We start from the raw sequence: 16,289 nt of genomic DNA, 5'->3' as shown, positions 1-16,289 counted from the left end.
CTTACAAGCGGAGGGTCGCAGGTTCGAACCCTGCCACGCCCACCATCCAGGAGCAGGCATTTCGCCTGCTCCTGCTGTGTTTCATGGGATCTTTGGTCCCGGCAGGCTTCGCCGCCCTTGTCCGCTGCGAACCATAGTTTGCCGACGCTTATCGCACGGATATCGCACGCAAGATCGGCTATAGCTGGTGCGTCTGACCGGGCCGCCTAGTATCCGGCGTACAGGCCGGCTCGTCCGTCGCCTTCATGGCCACGCCGTCGAACAGCTGCTCTGAGCTGCTGTCTTGTTCTGCCTTAGCGGTTGAGGTTGGTCGTTGCACGGCCATGGAGGCATCTCTGACGGCCTGGAGACGGCCTGGCGTCATCCTCCTAACCACGTATTAGTCGCGGGCTGGGGTTGCCAGGCATGCGAGGTCAGCCGTTCGAGGAAGGGCAGCGACGGCCGGCGTTGGGTAGTGCCGTTGCTGCCCTTCACTGCTGTACAGCAACGGCGCCTCGGTGTCGCTGGCGCCTTCTCGTCATCGCACCCCGCCTGCTCGCGGCCGTGGACAGCGCACTGCGCTCACGCACTCCACCTGGCGAAATCGTGGTTCGTGCTGAACGGAGTGAATCGTAGGCCGCTCGACTGTTTCGCCGCGGTGGAGGTCTCGGCTAGAAACACTGATGTGAAGTCTTCGCCGATAACTCCACCAACGCGCGACTCTGGGCGAGTCCGGCTTTGGAGGTTCCCGTTCGCTCTAGCCGGTGTAGTTGTGGGTGGCGTCGCCGTCTTCGGAATCGCGGCGCTCTCCTTGTGGATGGGCCTCAATCGGCCCGATCTTGCAAACGTGCAGACATGGGAGGCGAAGGACAGCCTCGATCTGGTACGTATCGCGCTTGTGGTTACGGGGGGTCTTGGGGGTGTAGTCGCCTTGGTGGTCGCCTACCGAAAGCAGCGCGTCGCAGAAGATGCCAATCGACGAGAAGAAGAAGCGAGTCGCAGAGACGAAGCAAAGCTGTACAATGAGCGCTTTATCGCCGCGAGCCAGCTTATCGGGCACGACTCGGCGATGGTCAGAATGACAGGCATTCAGGCGATGGCCGGTCTGGCTGATGATTGGCTTGCAGGACGCCAGACATGTATCAATGTTCTATGCTCGTATCTCCGGATGCCCTACGATCACATCCCTGGTGACCACGATTTGGTGAGGGGCGAGCGTGAGGTGCGCCTTATCATCATCGGCATCATTAGCGAACACTTGCGCCGAGACTCCGCCGATTCTAAAAGCTGGCGAGGTTACGACCTCGATTTTAGTGGAGCGGTTTTCGATGGAGGCGACTTCTCGGGTGCTCACTTTGAGGGTGTCACATCTTTTCATGGAGCACTTTTTGTACGTTCAGAGGTCTCGTTTGTTGGCGCGACATTTTCTCATGGAACTACGAGCTTCATCGAGGCTGAATTTAGCGGATCACGCGTGCGGTTTGAGGATTCAAGTTTTGTAAGCGGCGGAGTCTATTTCGGTAGGGCAACGCTGTCCAAAGGTAGGGTTTCTTTCAGTGGAGCCAAGTTCAATGGTGCCGCGGTCGGGTTTAGTGGGTTTCTGCTAAGCGGTGGCACACTATCATTTGGTTCGGCTAAATTTACCGCCGGCCCTATAACGCTTAGTGGGGTGAGGCTCGAAGCTGGAGAGTTGACGTTCTGGGAATCCAAATTCATGGGGGCTATGGTCAGCCTCAGCGGAGCGCGCTTCGCTGGTGCCAACGTATCGTTTGTGGGTGCCGAGGTCTCAGATGGCGTCATTAACTTCAGCATGGCTGGTCTCACCAATGGGGTCATCAGGTTCGGGCACACTGCGTTTCTCGGTGGCGAAGTTAAGTTTAGTGAGATGCGATTCAATGGCGGCGAGATGGTGTTTTCCGATGCGCGTTTTGACTCGAGCTCGCTCTCATTCGACCGCGCGGTGTTCCAGGGCAGCACGGTGACGTTCACCGACACCGAATTCACCGGAGGTGGGATCGTCGATCTTTCGCGCGCCGTTGTACGCAAGTGTCCTCCGGTATTTGACAGCTGGATCGAACCGCCGAGAGGCTTAATAATGCCGCCACCGATGAAAGATTTCGCCGGAACGGAAACACCGCCTGTATTTGCCGAACAGGTGTCGGAAGCAATTGCTGCGGCTGATGCCAGCGAAAGCTGAGCTGCTCTAACCACGTGGAGGTCAGGCGAAGTTGAACGAGCACGCGGAATCGTCAAATATGGACGCCGGCTACACCTCAATACCGCCCTTTCGAACGTGGGCCAAACTTGATGTACCAGACAGCCTGTACCAGTCAATCCATGGGCTAAATGCGCTTCGCAGGAAGGCCAGTCCGATGGCTTGTGCAGCCGTGGTGTCCATTTTGAGCCGCGAAGCCGCTGCCGAAACCGGAGCTGTCGAAAACCTTTACTCCTTGTCCACCGGTGACACCCGGACCATTGCTACGCAAGCAGAAGGCTGGGAGGAATTACTGCCTGAATCGATGGGTCACTTTTTGGATCAGGTGAACGCATACGAGCTCATACGCGAGGCTAGCAAACAAAAGCTTCCAGTAACAGCGGGCCTTATTCGAGACATCCACAAAACTGTTTGCGCAACCCAAACACACTACACAGGGCACGTATTAGGCCCTGGTGGCATTCTCGCGCCAGTGAAGTTGCTCCTTAAGCATGGCGAGTACAAAGAGCACCCTAATCACGTCATCGATCGTCATGGCAGACAGTTTTCGTATGCTCCCGTTCTTGATACACCGATAGAGATTCAGCGCTTCGTGGACGAGCTGGATACCCTCGAGTTTCAGCGAGCCCATCCGGTTGTAAAGGCGGCCTACGCGCACTATTCTTTTGTCCGGATCCACCCGTTTGCAGACGGGAACGGGCGCGTTGCACGAGCGCTAGCCTCGTACTTCACCTATCAACTATGCGATTTACCTCTCGTTGTTTATGCGGACCGCAAACAAACGTACCGACAAGCACTCGAAGCAGCCGACCTGGGTAGGTATCAAGGCATAACGACCTATATGACCGACCTATTGATAGACGCAGCAGGTCGCGCACGGCAGGAACTTCGCATCGCTACTCACACGACGCCGTCGACATACGTGTCCGCAATGCTTGATCTGGTTACAGGAACTGGGGACCTGACCGTTGAAGACACCGAAAAGGTGGGAAACCGCTTCTGGGAGGCGTTTGTCGCGGAGCTCAAAAGCTCGGTCGCTACGGCGCTCATCCGCACAGACGGTACTATTACGTACACGATCAGCCGGAGTGATGAGTACTCTCAACCCGGGTTGTGGATAACTGCGATAGTCACCCGGGGCGCAGAGGTAAGCGTCACCCAGAGTTGTCAATTAGAGATTTCACGCGACATGGCAGTGCGATCGATGTTTAAAATTAGGTGGGATCATCCCGAAACGGATATGGTCCACGAATCACTTGCTTTGCGCTTTGATGACCTTCATCCGACAATTAGTGACGGAGCGCAAGCAAGAATTAAACTTGCTGCGGAGGATGTGGTCGGCGCGTTGTGCCAAAAATTGTTCACAGAGCTAAAGAGCGCGCTAGGTAGAGCGGGGTACGACAACCATTTCATTGATCCGGCAAAAAATGCTACAAACGCAATATAGGGGTCGGCCACCTAGCTCCCCGTCTGCCGTCGGCCCGCACCCCGTGGTCATGATCTCCGGCCGTGGTCAAGGTGGAGCACTCCACGACTGAACGACCTTGACCACGGCCGGAGATCATGAAGGCTTTGCCCGGGCCGATGGTGGGCGGGGTGCGACTCCCCGGAGCCCGAGGTTGAGGGGTTGACTTTGACCTTGAAGAGATCAGGTGGCACGGATGTGACGGCGGCGGGAGCTGCGGTCAGTTAGTTCGTCTGACGTGCGAAGAAATGATCATAAAATCAAACAATATACGATCTTCGTCGTTGTGATCACCCTGTCGACAAAAGATCACTTCCTCTCGCTGAGCGGCCACCATCAGCTTGATCACTTCCGGCACGTTCTGACGCGCGTCGGCGCTGGCCACGGCCGTAGCGTCGGCCAGTCGATCACCAGCCGCATTGATCAGGGCGCTGACCTGCGGTAACTCTTCGCCTTCGGCAAGGTCGATCTGTCCTATCGACTCAAGGCTTCGCTGCTGGCTGCCGGGTCGGGCGCGGGCCTGGCGCGGCCGGAGGCAGAGCGCCGAGGCCCAGTGCCCGGACTCGGCGCGGCGCTTCAGCGCCGCCTTGACCTCGTAGGGAAAGTTTCGACACATGCCGATGGCGTTGGGTGTCCGGTGGGTGAGCAGCGTGACCAGATGTGGCGGGGGGAGCGCATGGCTGGACTGTTGTGGCTGCTGGGTTTGGCGTCGGTGTTGCGTCTTGGTGGTGCCGGTGTGGGCTCAGACGCTGGTGCCATCTCGCGCCGCTCGGCGTTCCCTCGTGCCCGTTGTGGAGAACTAGCCTCGGTGGTTCGTTCGCCGCTTAAGGCGCGCCGCGCGGAAGCAAGCATGCGGTCCGACCAGCCGTGGTCACCTTACTCCGAAGCCACCTGCGCAAAACCAATCACTTTCAGCCATGGCCATGTAGGTGGCAGTTACCCAATCATTGAGGTACTCCTCGCGATGCGAGTTTGCGCAGCGAACCAGGTGCGCACGAAGCCCCGCTTCACCGGATAGGATGAAGACTTCAGACAGCTCACGCCTGATGCTCGCGACCTTTCGACCCGCCAACAGTGAGTAGACTTCACCAAGCTGGAATTGGCGAAAGTGCTCACTAATTCGTGCATTGGTTGTGGCATCCCATGATGGCGATGCCTTTACGAAGAAGCGCAGAACGGCCGGCGCTCTGTCCAGCACCTCTGCCCAGAGCCATTGCTGCTCCGTGACATTGTCGAAGTAAGGGTGCAACACCTGTTCTTCAGCAACCGCAGGAACAGAGTTTGACTTTATTTTATTGCAATCGAAGCATACCGGAACAAGATTGAGGGGATTTACTGCGAGTGAATGGAATTTCGTCTTGGGCATTGTGTGGTCTAGTGATCGAGCGGTTCCCACGCCACACATGGGGCATCGCCGAAAAGGGGCCGCTAGGATCAGCTTGTCGTAGATATCCCGACCCGGAGAACCTTCTGGGACCATGCGTCCCGTATAAACGGATCCCATTTCGGCCTTACTCACGTCCGTTACCTCAAAATCATCTCCGCTCAAGAGGTGAAGACTAGCTGTAGCGGCAGAAGCTTCGTAAGCCGCGGCTCCTTTGGTGATATCACCTCGTGCCGCGCCCAAACGCCGCTTGAGGTCGGAATCTTCAATTCGACTAATGCACAAGTCATAAACGTCTTCGGGCTTCTGCGCTGGCCTTGGAATTCGCCACATCAGCGCCACGCTCCAGGCTGACGAGCGGCCAACATGGCCTGAATAATAGCCTTTCCTTCGTCGCCCAACTGCCAGCCAAGCTTCATCATGACATCTGAATATCCAGTGCTGTCATGCACTAGAGTGCGCAGGAGTGTGTGAAAGCTCGAGTGCATCACTTCCAGGCCGAAAACCTCGTGAGTAAGAACGCCTACGTTCTCTCCGAACGTTTCAACTTCCGGTCGTGACACTACAGTATGACGCCCCGACCTGTGGATCTTCCAGGCGCACGTTCGCGGCACTTCTTGCAGGACCACGGGGGAGTGCGTGGCGACTACCGCAACGCCATTCCTGTCAATTAGCAGGTTGGAAAGGGCCCGTACGAATGCGGCCAGTAGGGGCGGATGCAAGTGCGCCTCGGGCTCGTCCATCAGGACGAGCGTCCTTTCGGTGACGCTCTCAACCAATCGAGTCAGCGTCAACAGGACGATCTTGTGGCCAGAACTAAGTCGACCAAATAGCCTGTCTGCATAGCGGCCGTGATTCCACGGTTCCCGAAGAATGGACGTGATCTCGGCGTCGGCGAATACCGGGTCTGCCTCTAGCAGTTGAATAGCTGTGGTCCAGCGAGTTCGCAGGGGTTCGGCCATGCACCTCAGCATCGACTCCACAAACTCGGTAGCCAAATCCGAGTTAGTTTTCGTTGCAGAGGCGGGGGGCTCCTCCTGGTCCCAATCTGACCAACCCGTGTCGTTTATCTCTCGGTGGAGCCCGAGGTAGGTGTAGGCCAACTCATGGTTGCGTCGCGGCCAGAATTGGTCGAATGCGCTAAAACTTACAAACACTACGTTGACGAAAGGTGACGGTTCACCATCCATGTCGGACCAAACGCGTCCCACATTTGCTGGGGCATTGGGGAAGATCAGCGCATTCGCCATTGAATTGATTAAATAGGTCTTGCCGACACCATTTCGGCCAATCAAAACGTGCACATTTGTCGGTGGTGTCGAATCCGGCTGCACTGAAAAAGACACGCGTGATGCGTGGTCCTCATTCGAGATATAGCTGAAGTTGTAAGGCGTTAGGCGTTCGCCACCATGTGCGATTCTGTGGAACTGGCGTTCAACTGTTGCCGGAAGTATGTCTCGCATAAGTGATGCTGACGTGACATCTTCACTCTGAGCGGCTTGCATGATGGCCAAGTCAAATGCCATATCCCTCAGTGACGAAAGAATCTCCGTCCTAACGACCGACCCGAGTTCATTCAGGTTCGCGTAGAAATTGTCATCTTGCCCTAGCGAGAAGAATCGCTGATCGAGTTCTTGGAACAAGCCAGTCGGCAAGTCTGGACGGCTCTGACCCGCAGTCATCCCAAACTGGCCTATCTTTACGCGCCCGATATGGTGGAGATCTCGGTTGCGATCACAATAGACTAGGTAATACTGCGTCTGGAATGTGAACCAGTCGTTCCAGTTGTCAGTAACCAGGTAGCACCGGTGAGGCGTTTCCTGCCTTGGGCTGTGACCGACTGGGAGGACGGCAAAACTCAGCGGCGGTGGCAACACGATGGGCAACACGGTAACTCCTCGACTATGTTGCGAATGTCACGACAGACTGCTGAGCTTCACCGAAGCATCGCAGATTAACAACCGCCAGCACATCCGGCGGTCAGGTCACGCTCACCAGGCAATTCGCGTCAGCCGGCACGAACTGACCCGTTTGCCGCCAGCGACGGTGCAAGAGTTGTCGTTCGCCCCGGAAGTCGGTCGAGGTGACTCTCAAACTGACGAGCAGCTGGCTCCCGTTCTCGCGGACGTAGCCACCTTGACCAGCCTTAAAGGAGGGTTACGCCGTCGTTTTGGCCGATGGCGGGCACGAGGCCAGTTTTTAGAGCATCAAGGATGCGCACGGCGAAGGCCTCTGCCATGCGGTCGCGCACCTGCTCGGGTGTCCACCAGTCGACTGCCGCGGACTCGTCGGTCGGCGTGGGCTCACCAGCTACCGCCTCGGCGAGGAAGACCAGGGCGACGACACCGAGCTTCATATTCTTGTAGACGCCAGTCAGCCTCACGGGCCGCACGATGAGGCCCGTCTCCTCCAGGACCTCACGGCACATGCCGTCTTCGACAGTCTCGGTGAGTTCGAGCACTCCCCCAGGCAGTTGCCACGCGCCGTTGTCGCGCCGTTGGATCACCAGCACCCGGCCTTGATCGTCGGTGACAACTCCGGCGACGCTGACGGAGTGGCGTGGCAACTCGGTCATCGGGTCTCCTCGTCGAATAGGCAGAGGGCAACGGTGGCGTCATCGTGGCGTTTGAAGCGCGGCTGCGCGTGGCCGTCAAAATCGGCGGTTTCAGCCGACCGGATCTGGCGAATCAGTTCCTGAGGTCCACGGTCAGTGACTAGGTCTAGCAACGCCGTCCAGTCGTATAGGCCGAACACGTCTACGGCGCAGGACGCGCCATCGGTGAGCAGTGCTGCGCGTCGCACGGCACCTTGCCCCCGTAGTGGCAGTCGACCGGTGATCGCCTGTTCTGCCGCCTCCGGGCTGGCGGCAGCGATCCAGTAACCACCGGACGTGTTGGTGAGTTCGCGTTTGCGCGTACTGGCGGCTCGTACACGAACCTGGTGTGCTTCGGAACCGATGGGAACGTCTCCGACGAGATAGTCCTTGCGTATCTGCTGCACCGCGCGGGCGAAGCGGTCGTCAACAAGCAGGGCCGTCTCAGTGCCGGTGTCGATGATGAGCGAGTTGTCGCAGAGGATCAGGTACTCCAGCTCTGTGCCGGCGTCGCGGATGAGGCAGACCGTTGCGGCAGGTGTGCTCGGATTGGCGAGGTCGCACATCGGATGATCGAGCATCACGCGTTCGATGGCGGCTCCGAGAAGCTTGGTTAATGGCGCCGCGGGCGCATCGTCGATGGCACCCTTCAGGTGAGTCACGAGCTGGCGCACGTACCAAGCAGGGCCGTGCACACAACCGGTCTCGAGCCCGTCCGGGGCCGTTACACCGTCGAGAACTCCCACGACGGATCGATGATGAAAGACCTGGTCCTCGTTGACAGGCCTGCCCGGAGCCGCCTCGGTTGCCGTCACAACGTGCATCACGAGTCCTGCTCGTGCGTCGGGTCATCCCACTCGTAGTGCAGCTTCCACAGATGGCCCGTCATCACATGCAGGCACACCTCGATGGGGCGGTCCTGCGAGTAAGCGACATGGCAGATCTCAAACACCGGTTGCGTCGTTTCAAGCTCCAACGTCCGCTGTTCGTCGTCGGTGGGCATGCGCACGGTGATGTCCTCGGCGAACCGTGTCACTGGGTTGCCGGCGTCAGCAAGTCGGCCGTAGGACCCTCCACGACCCGCGTTCTCCCGCATCAGGTCGGGAACGCCTTCGGCTAGTCGCCAAGGGATGTACGAGTCCGCGATCTGGATGGGCTCGCCGTTGGCGTACAGGACCCGGCTGCGTAGTAGCGCTTGCTCGCCTTCGGCTAGCCCCAGGATCTCCGCAACAGACATTGGCGGGGTCGTCTGGCTGATTTCGCGGTACGTGGTGCTGGACTTCAACGCATGACGGCTGACCTCTACCTCGCCTGCGCCGCTACCCTCGTTGCGCGCCGCGTATCGCTTCTTGGCGTCTCGGAGGATGGTGGGCAGGGAGCGAACTACGGTTCCTGCCCCCCGGCGGACCTTAATCTCACCTGTGTTGCGCAGGATGACCAGGGCCTTGTTGACGGTCGGGCGCGACACCCTCAGCTCATCTGCGAGGCGGTCTTCGCTCGGCAGCACAGCTCCAGCGGGGTAGGTGCCATCAGCAATGCGCCGACGCACCAGGTCGGCAATCTGCGCGTACTGCGACCGTGAGGTCTCGATCGTCGTCATCAAAACTCCTGCTCGTAGTACGTCTTACCAAGCGTATGCCCTAGCGCCCGCAGAGAGAACCTCGGTCCTACACGTAATACGTCTTGCGTGCTGCTCGGACCGAGGCTACAGTCGATGCAAGACGTAATACGTAGCTCGGGAGGAGTGATCACGATGCTGAAGGGTCCGATCGCGGTGAGGTTCGAGCAGGTGTTCCCGTTCGGGGCGTACCTGAACTCGGATGTCGAGCCGGTGTTCGAGTTCGAGAACGGTAAGCGTGGTTCGCAGAAGAAGCACCCGGTGACGGGTGAGCTGCTGTGGGAGGTGACGGTCATCGACGGTGACCGGTCGCTCAAGGGCGCGCAGACGGTCGCGAAGGTCAAGCTGGCGGCGGCGTATCAGCCGGTTCCACCGAACGCGGTGGTGGGTTCGCCGTTCACGCCGGTGGAGTTCACCGAGATGACTGCGACGCCGTACATCTCCGACAACGGTGGCCGTGCGCGTCTGGCCTGGTCGTACATGGCTCGCGAGATGGTCGCCGCCGATGCGGCGCAGTCCTGACCTTCACACGCCACGCGGGACCGGCCCACTCCGCCAAGAACAGTCCGGTCCCGCGTGCTGACTCCTCACCTCGAAAGGGGAGGTTCGTCATGTCCACGCTACCCAACCCCGCGCCCGCCAACGCTCCTGACTCGTCGGCGCTGGTGTCCTCGCTGGCCGCTCCCGCGATCCTCGCGTCCCGGTCGCTGTTCATGGCCGGGTTCTCCGATGAGCTGCGCATCGCGACCCTGATCGAGGTCGCCGGTGCCGCCGCCGCCCTCGCTCGGCAGATCGCCATGTCGGGCCACGTCGACCTGCGCTCGGTCATGCTCCAGGTCACCACCCCGATCGACGCCCGCGCCGTCCTGGGCCGTGGTGCCTGGCTGCCGACCATGGTCCGCCCGGTCCCGGCTCCCGCCCGCGCCGCCGACACTCGCCCCACCGCGACCGGTGCCGCGTTGGCCGGCACTCAGCTCGATCTGCTGGCCGCGATCGGTGGTGAGCAGTGATGTTCGGCGGTGCCCGAGTTCAGATGATCAAGTGCCTGTGTGGTGACTGGGTCCACCCGCGTGACTACCACCGCTCGTGGTGCCTGTGCCGCCCCTGTGCGCAGCTGGCCAAGTTCCGTCTGGACGACATCGAGCCCCTGTGGCCGCAGCTCATGACCGCGTGCAAGCTCACGGTCCGGCACTACGGCACGCTCTACACGCCGCGGATCGTGGGCATCTACTCCCGTGACGGCCTGGACGTGCTCACCATCGCGGTCGTGCCCGGCCAGACCCGCGCGGACTTCGCCAAGCACATCACCCGCATGGCCGAGACGTTCGGCGTGCGCCGCGTCGCGATCCGCGCCGGGCTCAAGCCGGGCCTGGTGGTGCTGCACCTGCACCAGGGCGACCCGCTGTCTGCCGTGGTCCGGCCGCTGCCCGTGCCGATGGTCGCTGACCTGGCCGCGCTGCCGATCGGGCGCCGGGAGACGGGCCAGACCTGGCACCTTCGCCTTTCCGGCGGTCACGTCCTGGTCGTCGGCGCGACAGATGCGGGCAAGGGCAGCTTCGTGCACTCGTTCATCCGGTCCCTGGCCGGCGGCATCGCCTCAGGCACGGTGCGGGTGTGGGGCATCGACCCCAAGGGCGGCATGGAGATGGCCCCGGCCGCGCCGCTGCTGGAGCGGTTCCTGTGCGACGGCGCGAAGGAGATGGCCGACACCCTCGACGAAGCCGTCGACGTCATGGACAAGCGCACCGTGGCGCTACGTGGCCGGACCCGCAAGCACGAGGCCACCCCCGACGACCCGACCCGCATCCTGCTCATCGATGAACTGGCGACCCTGACCGCGTACGGCGACAAGAACACCCGCGAACGGATCAAGAACTCCCTCGCGCTGCTGCTCACCAAGGGCCGCGCCGCCGGTATGCACCTCGCCTCCCTGGTCCAGGACGGCCGCAAGGAGGTCGTGCCGCTGCGGAACCTGTTCACGATCCGGGTCGGGCTGCGCCTGGCCGAAGCCGCCGAAGTCGACATGGTCCTGGGCGACAACGCCCGCGACCGCGGCGCACTCTGCGACCTCATCCCGGTCACCACCCCCGGCGTCGGCTACGTCCTAGACGGCAACGCCGACCCCGAACGCATCCGGATCTCCTACCCGAACGACGCCGACATCGCTGCATTGGTCGCCGAGTACGCGCCCGCCTACGCCGGAAAGGAGCACTGACCATGGCCACCAACACCAAGGCCCAGCAGACCTGGTACGAAAGCGCCGTCCTGGTTCTGATCCTTCTCGCGGTCGGCGTTGCGGCCGGTGGGGCGTCGTTCACCCACGTCCACGACTGGACCATGCGCAACAGCCCGGCCAGCACGGGCGACTGGTTTGGCTGGGCCAACGCCGTGATCACCGAACTGGTCCCGATCGCAGCGCTGCTGGTCATGCGCCGCCGCCGCGCCGCCGGTCAGCCGGTGCTCTACCCGGTGTGCCTGCTCGGCGGTGCGCTGGTCCTGTCCGTGACGGCACAACTCGCGGTCGCTAAGCCAGGCTTTTCTGGCGGCCTCGTCTCGGTCATCCCGGCTCTGGCGTTCGCGGCGCTGGCAAAGCTGATCCTGGGTAAGGGACCGGCCGCAGAGGTCGCTGGGGAACCTGCCCCGGCCGCGGTCCGGGACGTCCGTCCCCGTCCTGTCCCCGTCCCGGACGTCCGTCCCCGTCCTCAGGACGTCCCCGTGCCGTCCCCGACACCCCTCCACGTCCCAGACGAGCGTCCCCGCCCCGTCCCCGTTGCCCCGGCTCCGGCTGCGCCGGCCCTAGCCGTGGAAGACCGTCGTGAGCACGTCCCGGCCATGCCGGTCGAGGTCGTCAGGGCTGTCGTCCCGGCTCCGGTCGAGGCCATCGCTGCGCCGTCCCGGTCCTGGCCAACCGCGCCGCTGCCTGCGGGAGTGCTGGACACCGCCCGCGACGCCGCCGCCCGGTTCGCCGCCGAACACGGCCGGCAGATCCGCCGCGACGAGCTACAGAAGATCCTGCGCGTGTCCAACTCGACCACCGGCGACGTGATGGCCGCGCTCGGCCTGACCACGCCCCGCACCCCGGTCACCGCCGTCAACGGCACAGCCGCACCGGGTCTGCTCTGACAGTCTCCGTGCGGGCTGGGCTCATCACCCCGGCCGGTGCGGTGGCCGCCAGAACCGGCGACCAGCAAATAGCGCGGGACACGACCCATGGCCTGGAAAACCGCGTCGTGTCCCGCTACCTCACAGAGAGGCAGGACCATCATGACCCCCGACACTCCCCGCGAGTACACCCACCCCGACGTGTTCACCATCGGCATCGCCGAGGGCTGGGCCGACCCGATCATGGACCCGGTCCTGCTGGACTGGGAGGCCCGGCAGGCCGGTGCGCTGATCCCGTTCGAGCTGGTCAACGGCCGTCCGGTCCGCCCCGGCCCGTCGACCGGCATCCGCTACGGCCGCAACCAGCTCGGCCACTGGGGTGAGCAGCCCTGCGCGGACACGCTGATCACCGCCACCGTGAGCGGCCTGCGCTACATCGTCATGATCGAGCGCGGTGACGGGCACGGCTGGGCACTGCCCGGCGGCTGCGTCGAGATCGGTGAAGACCTGGCCGACGCCGCATCCCGCGAGCTGGCCGAGGAAACCGGTCTGATCGTCCCCGCCGACCGGCTCTACCGCACCGGCCCGGCCCGGCTCGTCCCGGACCCGCGTGGCTCGGATGAGGCGTGGATGGTCACCGCCGTCTACCGCGGCGACTTCGGCACCTACGACAGCACCGCCGACCTGCCAACCGTGGTCGGTGCTGACGACGCCCGCCGCGCCGACTGGATCCCCGCCGGCACCTACGCCCACCTCAACGTGCACATCACGGTCGGCTACGGCGGGCAGGTCTTCGCCGCCCACCGCGACCTGCTCACCGACGCCCTCGCCTAACCCGGCCCTCTCGACGCGACACCCCCGGAAGGAGGTGCCCGGTGATCACTGCACCCGAAAACAACCCACAGACCCTCGCCGGGCACCTCCTCGCCGACATGATCGGCCTAGACAACCCCGCCGACGCCGAACGCCTCGGCCTGCTGGAGCGCGCCGCGAAGCCTGGTTTCGGCCGCTGGCTCGACGCCGCCGCCCGCGCCCGCGGCTGCACCCGCCCCGTCCGCCTGCGCGGTGAAGTCCTCACCGTCAGCGCGTCGACTGGCGCGGTGCTCGAACGGTTCTCCACCGACACGCTTCCCGACAACGTGCTCTACAAGCCGTGCGGCACGCGGATCGCCTCGCTGTGCCCGGCCTGCGCCACCACCTACCGCTACGACACCTACCAACTCATCAAGGCTGGCCTCGCCGGTGGCAAGGGCGTGCCCGAATCGGTAGCGCTGCACCCGGCGGTGTTCGTCACCCTGACCGCGCCGTCGTTTGGCATCGTGCACACCCGCGTCGTGCGCAACGACAAGCCCCAGCCCTGCCGCGTCCGCCGGGACCGGCCCGTCTGTGTCCACGGCAAGCCGATGTCGTGCAACGCCGTGCACAGCGAGACAGACCACCGGCTCGGGCAGCCGCTATGCCTGGACTGCTACGACCACCAGCACCAAGTCGTGTGGAACCACCTGGTCGCCAAACTCTGGGACCGGACCATGCTCGCCGTCCGCCGGCACATCGGCGCGACCCCCAAAGGCGCAGTCAAACTCCGCTACGCCAAGGTCGCCGAGTACCAGCGCCGCGGCGTCGTCCACCTGCACGCCCTGCTCCGCCTAGACGCCAACCTGCCCGGCGACCCCCACACCATCGCTCCGCCACCGTTCGGCATCGACCCCAACGGCGACCAGATCCCGCTCTACACCGCCGCCATGCTCAAGACGGCCGTAGAAGTCGCTGCCCGGTCAACAGGACTCACCACCGCGCCCCACCCTGAGCAGCCTCGCGGCTGGGAACTGCGATGGGGCACCCAGGTCGACGTCAAGGTCGTACGGACCGGCCTGCCCGGCGAGGTGCTGACCGAGCAGCACGTAGCCGGATACCTGGCCAAGTACGCCACCAAGGCCACCGAGATCACCGGCGTCAACGCCGGACGGGTCACCGCGGCGTCCATGGAGGCCTACGCCAACCCGGCCCGGCACACCAACCGGCTCATCATCGCGTGCTGGAACCTCGGCGCCGCAGACGGCTGGATCGGACTTCGCCGCTGGGCACACATGCTCGGCTTCGGCGGCCACTTCGCCACCAAAAGCCGCCGCTACTCCACCACCATGGGCGCACTCCGCGCCGCACGCCGACCCGACCCGGCCGACCGGATCACCGTCCGCGCTACGACCCCCGGCGAGCCCGTCGCCCTGGTCGACGCCGCCGACGACTCCACCGTGCTCGTCATCAACCACTGGCAGCACGTCGGCAACGGCTGGCGCACCTCCGGCGACGCCGCACTCGCCGCCATGGCCGCAGACGCCGCACGTCAGCGACGTCCCCACGTGACCACGGCAAACGTCAACTGACCAGTGACCAGGGGAGCGATCTGATGGACCGGCTACTGACCGTCGAGCAGGCGGCGGAGCTGCTCAACACCAAGGTTCGTTTCGCGCGCCGTCTCATCGCGGAGCGGCGCATCACGTTCATCAAGCTGGGCGGGCATCACGTCCGCATTCCAGAGAGCGCCATCCTCGCCTTCATCGCGGCCGGCACTGTTGAGCCGGTGCGGTTGGCTGGGTCGCGCGGAAAGGTAGTGGCCTGATGGCCAAGCGTCGACAGTTCGGCTACATCCGCAAGCTGCCCTCGGGGCGCTACCAAGCCTCGTTCACTGCGCCGAGCGGGGAACGTCAGACAGCACCGGAGACGTTCCGAGCGAAAACCGACGCCAGCCGATGGCTTGCGCTGGTGGAGGCGGACATCGCACGTGGCACCTGGATCGATCAACGAAGCAGCATGGTCACCTTCGGTGTCTACGCACGCGCTGTGCTCCGCGATAGCGCGGAAATCGGCCCGCGCTGGCGCGAGACGTGTGAACGCAACATCCGCTTGCATCTGTCCGCGCTCGTAGATCTGCCGTTACGTGGCGTGACTCCAACTGTCGTGCGTGAGTGGCACGCGGAGGCGCTTCGTGGGAAGGGCGGTCGGACCGCGATCGCCCAGGCTTACCGTTTCATGCGGATGGTCATGAATACTGCTGTGCGTGAGGAGATGATCGCCCGGAATCCGTGCCAGCTTCCCGGCGCGGGTCTGGTCCGTGCTGCTGAGCGCCCGATCGCGACGCCGTCGCAGATCATTGCCGTAATGGAGGCGATCTTTCCCAAGTACCGTACAGCGGTGCTAATCGCGGCATGGTGCGGGCTGCGCCGAGGTGAGATCGCCGGACTTCGCGTTGCGGACGTGGACCTGGGCGCGGGCACGATCAGCGTGCGGAAGAACCGGATCGAACTGCTGGAGTCCACGGCGGCCTACGACGGCGACCCTAAGACCGAGGCGGGCAAGCGCACCGTCACCATCCCGCCCCACGTGTTGCCGATCGTAAAGATGCACCTCGCAGAGCATGCGGGCGCAGAACGGCTGTTCGTGAGCAGGGACGGAACGCCGCTCCGAGGCCATGCCCTTTACCAGGCGTTCAGGCGGGCGCGGCAGAAGGCGGGCCTCAACCACATCACGTTCCACGACCTCCGGCACACGGGCCAGACGCTTGCGGCGCAGGCCGGCGCGACCCTCGCGGACCTCATGCTCCGCCTCGGCCACTCGTCGATGGTCGCTGCGAAGCGCTACCTGCATGTAGTCGATGGGCGAGACGCCGAGATCGCAAAGGCGCTGTCGGACCTCGCAGCACACGGCAACGCGGCCAAGCTGCCGAAGTCCATCACGATGCGAAGCTAATCGCATGACGGATCGCACGCGGCGCGCCACGGGTGCTCTGACCTGCGAAAGTCGCCTGACTTACAAGCGGAGGGTCGCAGGTTCGAACCCTGCCACGCCCACCAGCAGGGAAAACCCGGTCGAGAGGCCGGGTTTTTTCATGCCGCGCCGCTCGTACGGCATCCGCCTGCGCGTTTCAGCCGCGGT

16 protein-coding genes are annotated in these 16,289 nt (G+C 63.1%); 10 read left to right on the top strand and 6 right to left on the bottom strand.

Translation table 11 applies throughout. The features are described from left to right. The first annotated feature begins 826 nt into the window (after positions 1 to 826). A complete protein-coding gene (locus tag HAV39_RS41600) occupies positions 827 to 2,176 on the top strand; it encodes a pentapeptide repeat-containing protein (RefSeq protein ID WP_191844584.1) in 1,350 nt (449 codons plus the stop codon). Positions 2,177 to 2,207: 31 nt separating this feature from the next. Then, a complete protein-coding gene (locus HAV39_RS41595) occupies positions 2,208 to 3,641 on the top strand; it encodes a Fic family protein (protein ID WP_191844583.1) in 1,434 nt (477 codons plus the stop codon). Between the two features lie 238 nt (positions 3,642 to 3,879). On the opposite strand, the gene HAV39_RS41590 is transcribed toward HAV39_RS41595, so the two are convergent. The 6 genes from HAV39_RS41590 to HAV39_RS41565 form a co-directional block, all read right to left on the bottom strand. Next, entirely contained in the window at positions 3,880 to 4,275 is a 396-nt protein-coding gene (locus tag HAV39_RS41590) for a hypothetical protein (RefSeq protein WP_191844582.1), read from the bottom strand. A 255-nt stretch (positions 4,276 to 4,530) separates the two neighbouring features. Next, complete coding sequence (locus HAV39_RS41585) at positions 4,531 to 5,385, bottom strand: HNH endonuclease signature motif containing protein (protein ID WP_191844581.1); 855 nt, start codon at positions 5,383 to 5,385, stop codon at positions 4,531 to 4,533. Further along, positions 5,376 to 6,932: an AAA family ATPase gene (locus HAV39_RS41580; protein ID WP_203736778.1), complete on the bottom strand. Its 1,557-nt coding sequence runs from the start codon at positions 6,930 to 6,932 to the stop codon at positions 5,376 to 5,378. Before HAV39_RS41580 ends, HAV39_RS41585 begins: the two co-directional genes overlap by 10 nt. A 257-nt stretch (positions 6,933 to 7,189) precedes the next feature. Beyond that, the gene (locus HAV39_RS41575; protein ID WP_191844580.1) at positions 7,190 to 7,618 is read right to left on the bottom strand and encodes an NUDIX hydrolase; all 429 of its coding nucleotides are present in this window, start codon (positions 7,616 to 7,618) and stop codon (positions 7,190 to 7,192) included. Beyond that, positions 7,615 to 8,460: a hypothetical protein gene (locus HAV39_RS41570; RefSeq protein ID WP_191844586.1), complete on the bottom strand. Its 846-nt coding sequence runs from the start codon at positions 8,458 to 8,460 to the stop codon at positions 7,615 to 7,617. Before HAV39_RS41570 ends, HAV39_RS41575 begins: the two co-directional genes overlap by 4 nt. Continuing rightward, entirely contained in the window at positions 8,460 to 9,236 is a 777-nt protein-coding gene (locus HAV39_RS41565; RefSeq protein WP_191844579.1) for a GntR family transcriptional regulator, read from the bottom strand. The genes HAV39_RS41570 and HAV39_RS41565 overlap by 1 nt, the downstream gene beginning before the upstream one ends. A gap of 153 nt (positions 9,237 to 9,389) precedes the next feature. Between HAV39_RS41565 and HAV39_RS41560 the strand changes: the two genes are divergently transcribed. From HAV39_RS41560 to HAV39_RS41525, 8 genes are all read left to right on the top strand, one after another. Further along, a complete protein-coding gene (locus HAV39_RS41560) occupies positions 9,390 to 9,776 on the top strand; it encodes a plasmid replication, integration and excision activator (RefSeq protein WP_191844578.1) in 387 nt (128 codons plus the stop codon). Between the two features lie 89 nt (positions 9,777 to 9,865). After that, positions 9,866 to 10,264, top strand: coding sequence for a hypothetical protein (locus tag HAV39_RS41555; RefSeq protein WP_191844577.1), 399 nt, complete (start codon positions 9,866 to 9,868; stop codon positions 10,262 to 10,264). 23 nt (positions 10,265 to 10,287) lie between these two features. Further along, positions 10,288 to 11,469: an FtsK/SpoIIIE domain-containing protein gene (locus HAV39_RS41550; RefSeq protein WP_191844576.1), complete on the top strand. Its 1,182-nt coding sequence runs from the start codon at positions 10,288 to 10,290 to the stop codon at positions 11,467 to 11,469. A gap of 2 nt (positions 11,470 to 11,471) precedes the next feature. Beyond that, complete coding sequence (locus tag HAV39_RS43570) at positions 11,472 to 12,377, top strand: hypothetical protein (RefSeq protein ID WP_191844575.1); 906 nt, start codon at positions 11,472 to 11,474, stop codon at positions 12,375 to 12,377. Positions 12,378 to 12,518: 141 nt separating this feature from the next. Continuing rightward, positions 12,519 to 13,190 (top strand): NUDIX domain-containing protein, encoded by a 672-nt coding sequence (locus HAV39_RS41540; RefSeq protein ID WP_191844574.1) that lies wholly within the window; start codon positions 12,519 to 12,521, stop codon positions 13,188 to 13,190. A 41-nt stretch (positions 13,191 to 13,231) separates the two neighbouring features. Continuing rightward, on the top strand, positions 13,232 to 14,740 hold the full coding sequence (locus tag HAV39_RS41535) for a replication initiator (RefSeq protein ID WP_244958921.1): 1,509 nt from the start codon (positions 13,232 to 13,234) through the stop codon (positions 14,738 to 14,740). Between the two features lie 23 nt (positions 14,741 to 14,763). Further along, the gene (locus tag HAV39_RS41530) at positions 14,764 to 14,976 is read left to right on the top strand and encodes a helix-turn-helix domain-containing protein (RefSeq protein ID WP_191844573.1); all 213 of its coding nucleotides are present in this window, start codon (positions 14,764 to 14,766) and stop codon (positions 14,974 to 14,976) included. After that, the gene (locus HAV39_RS41525) at positions 14,976 to 16,103 is read left to right on the top strand and encodes a tyrosine-type recombinase/integrase (protein WP_191844572.1); all 1,128 of its coding nucleotides are present in this window, start codon (positions 14,976 to 14,978) and stop codon (positions 16,101 to 16,103) included. Before HAV39_RS41530 ends, HAV39_RS41525 begins: the two co-directional genes overlap by 1 nt. Positions 16,104 to 16,289: the final 186 nt, after the last annotated feature.

Source organism: Catellatospora chokoriensis (genome assembly GCF_011297315.1).
Classification (GTDB): domain Bacteria; phylum Actinomycetota; class Actinomycetes; order Mycobacteriales; family Micromonosporaceae; genus Catellatospora; species Catellatospora citrea.
The sequence above is the reverse complement of the archived record's forward strand: the minus strand, read 5'-3'. Positions and strand labels throughout refer to the sequence as shown.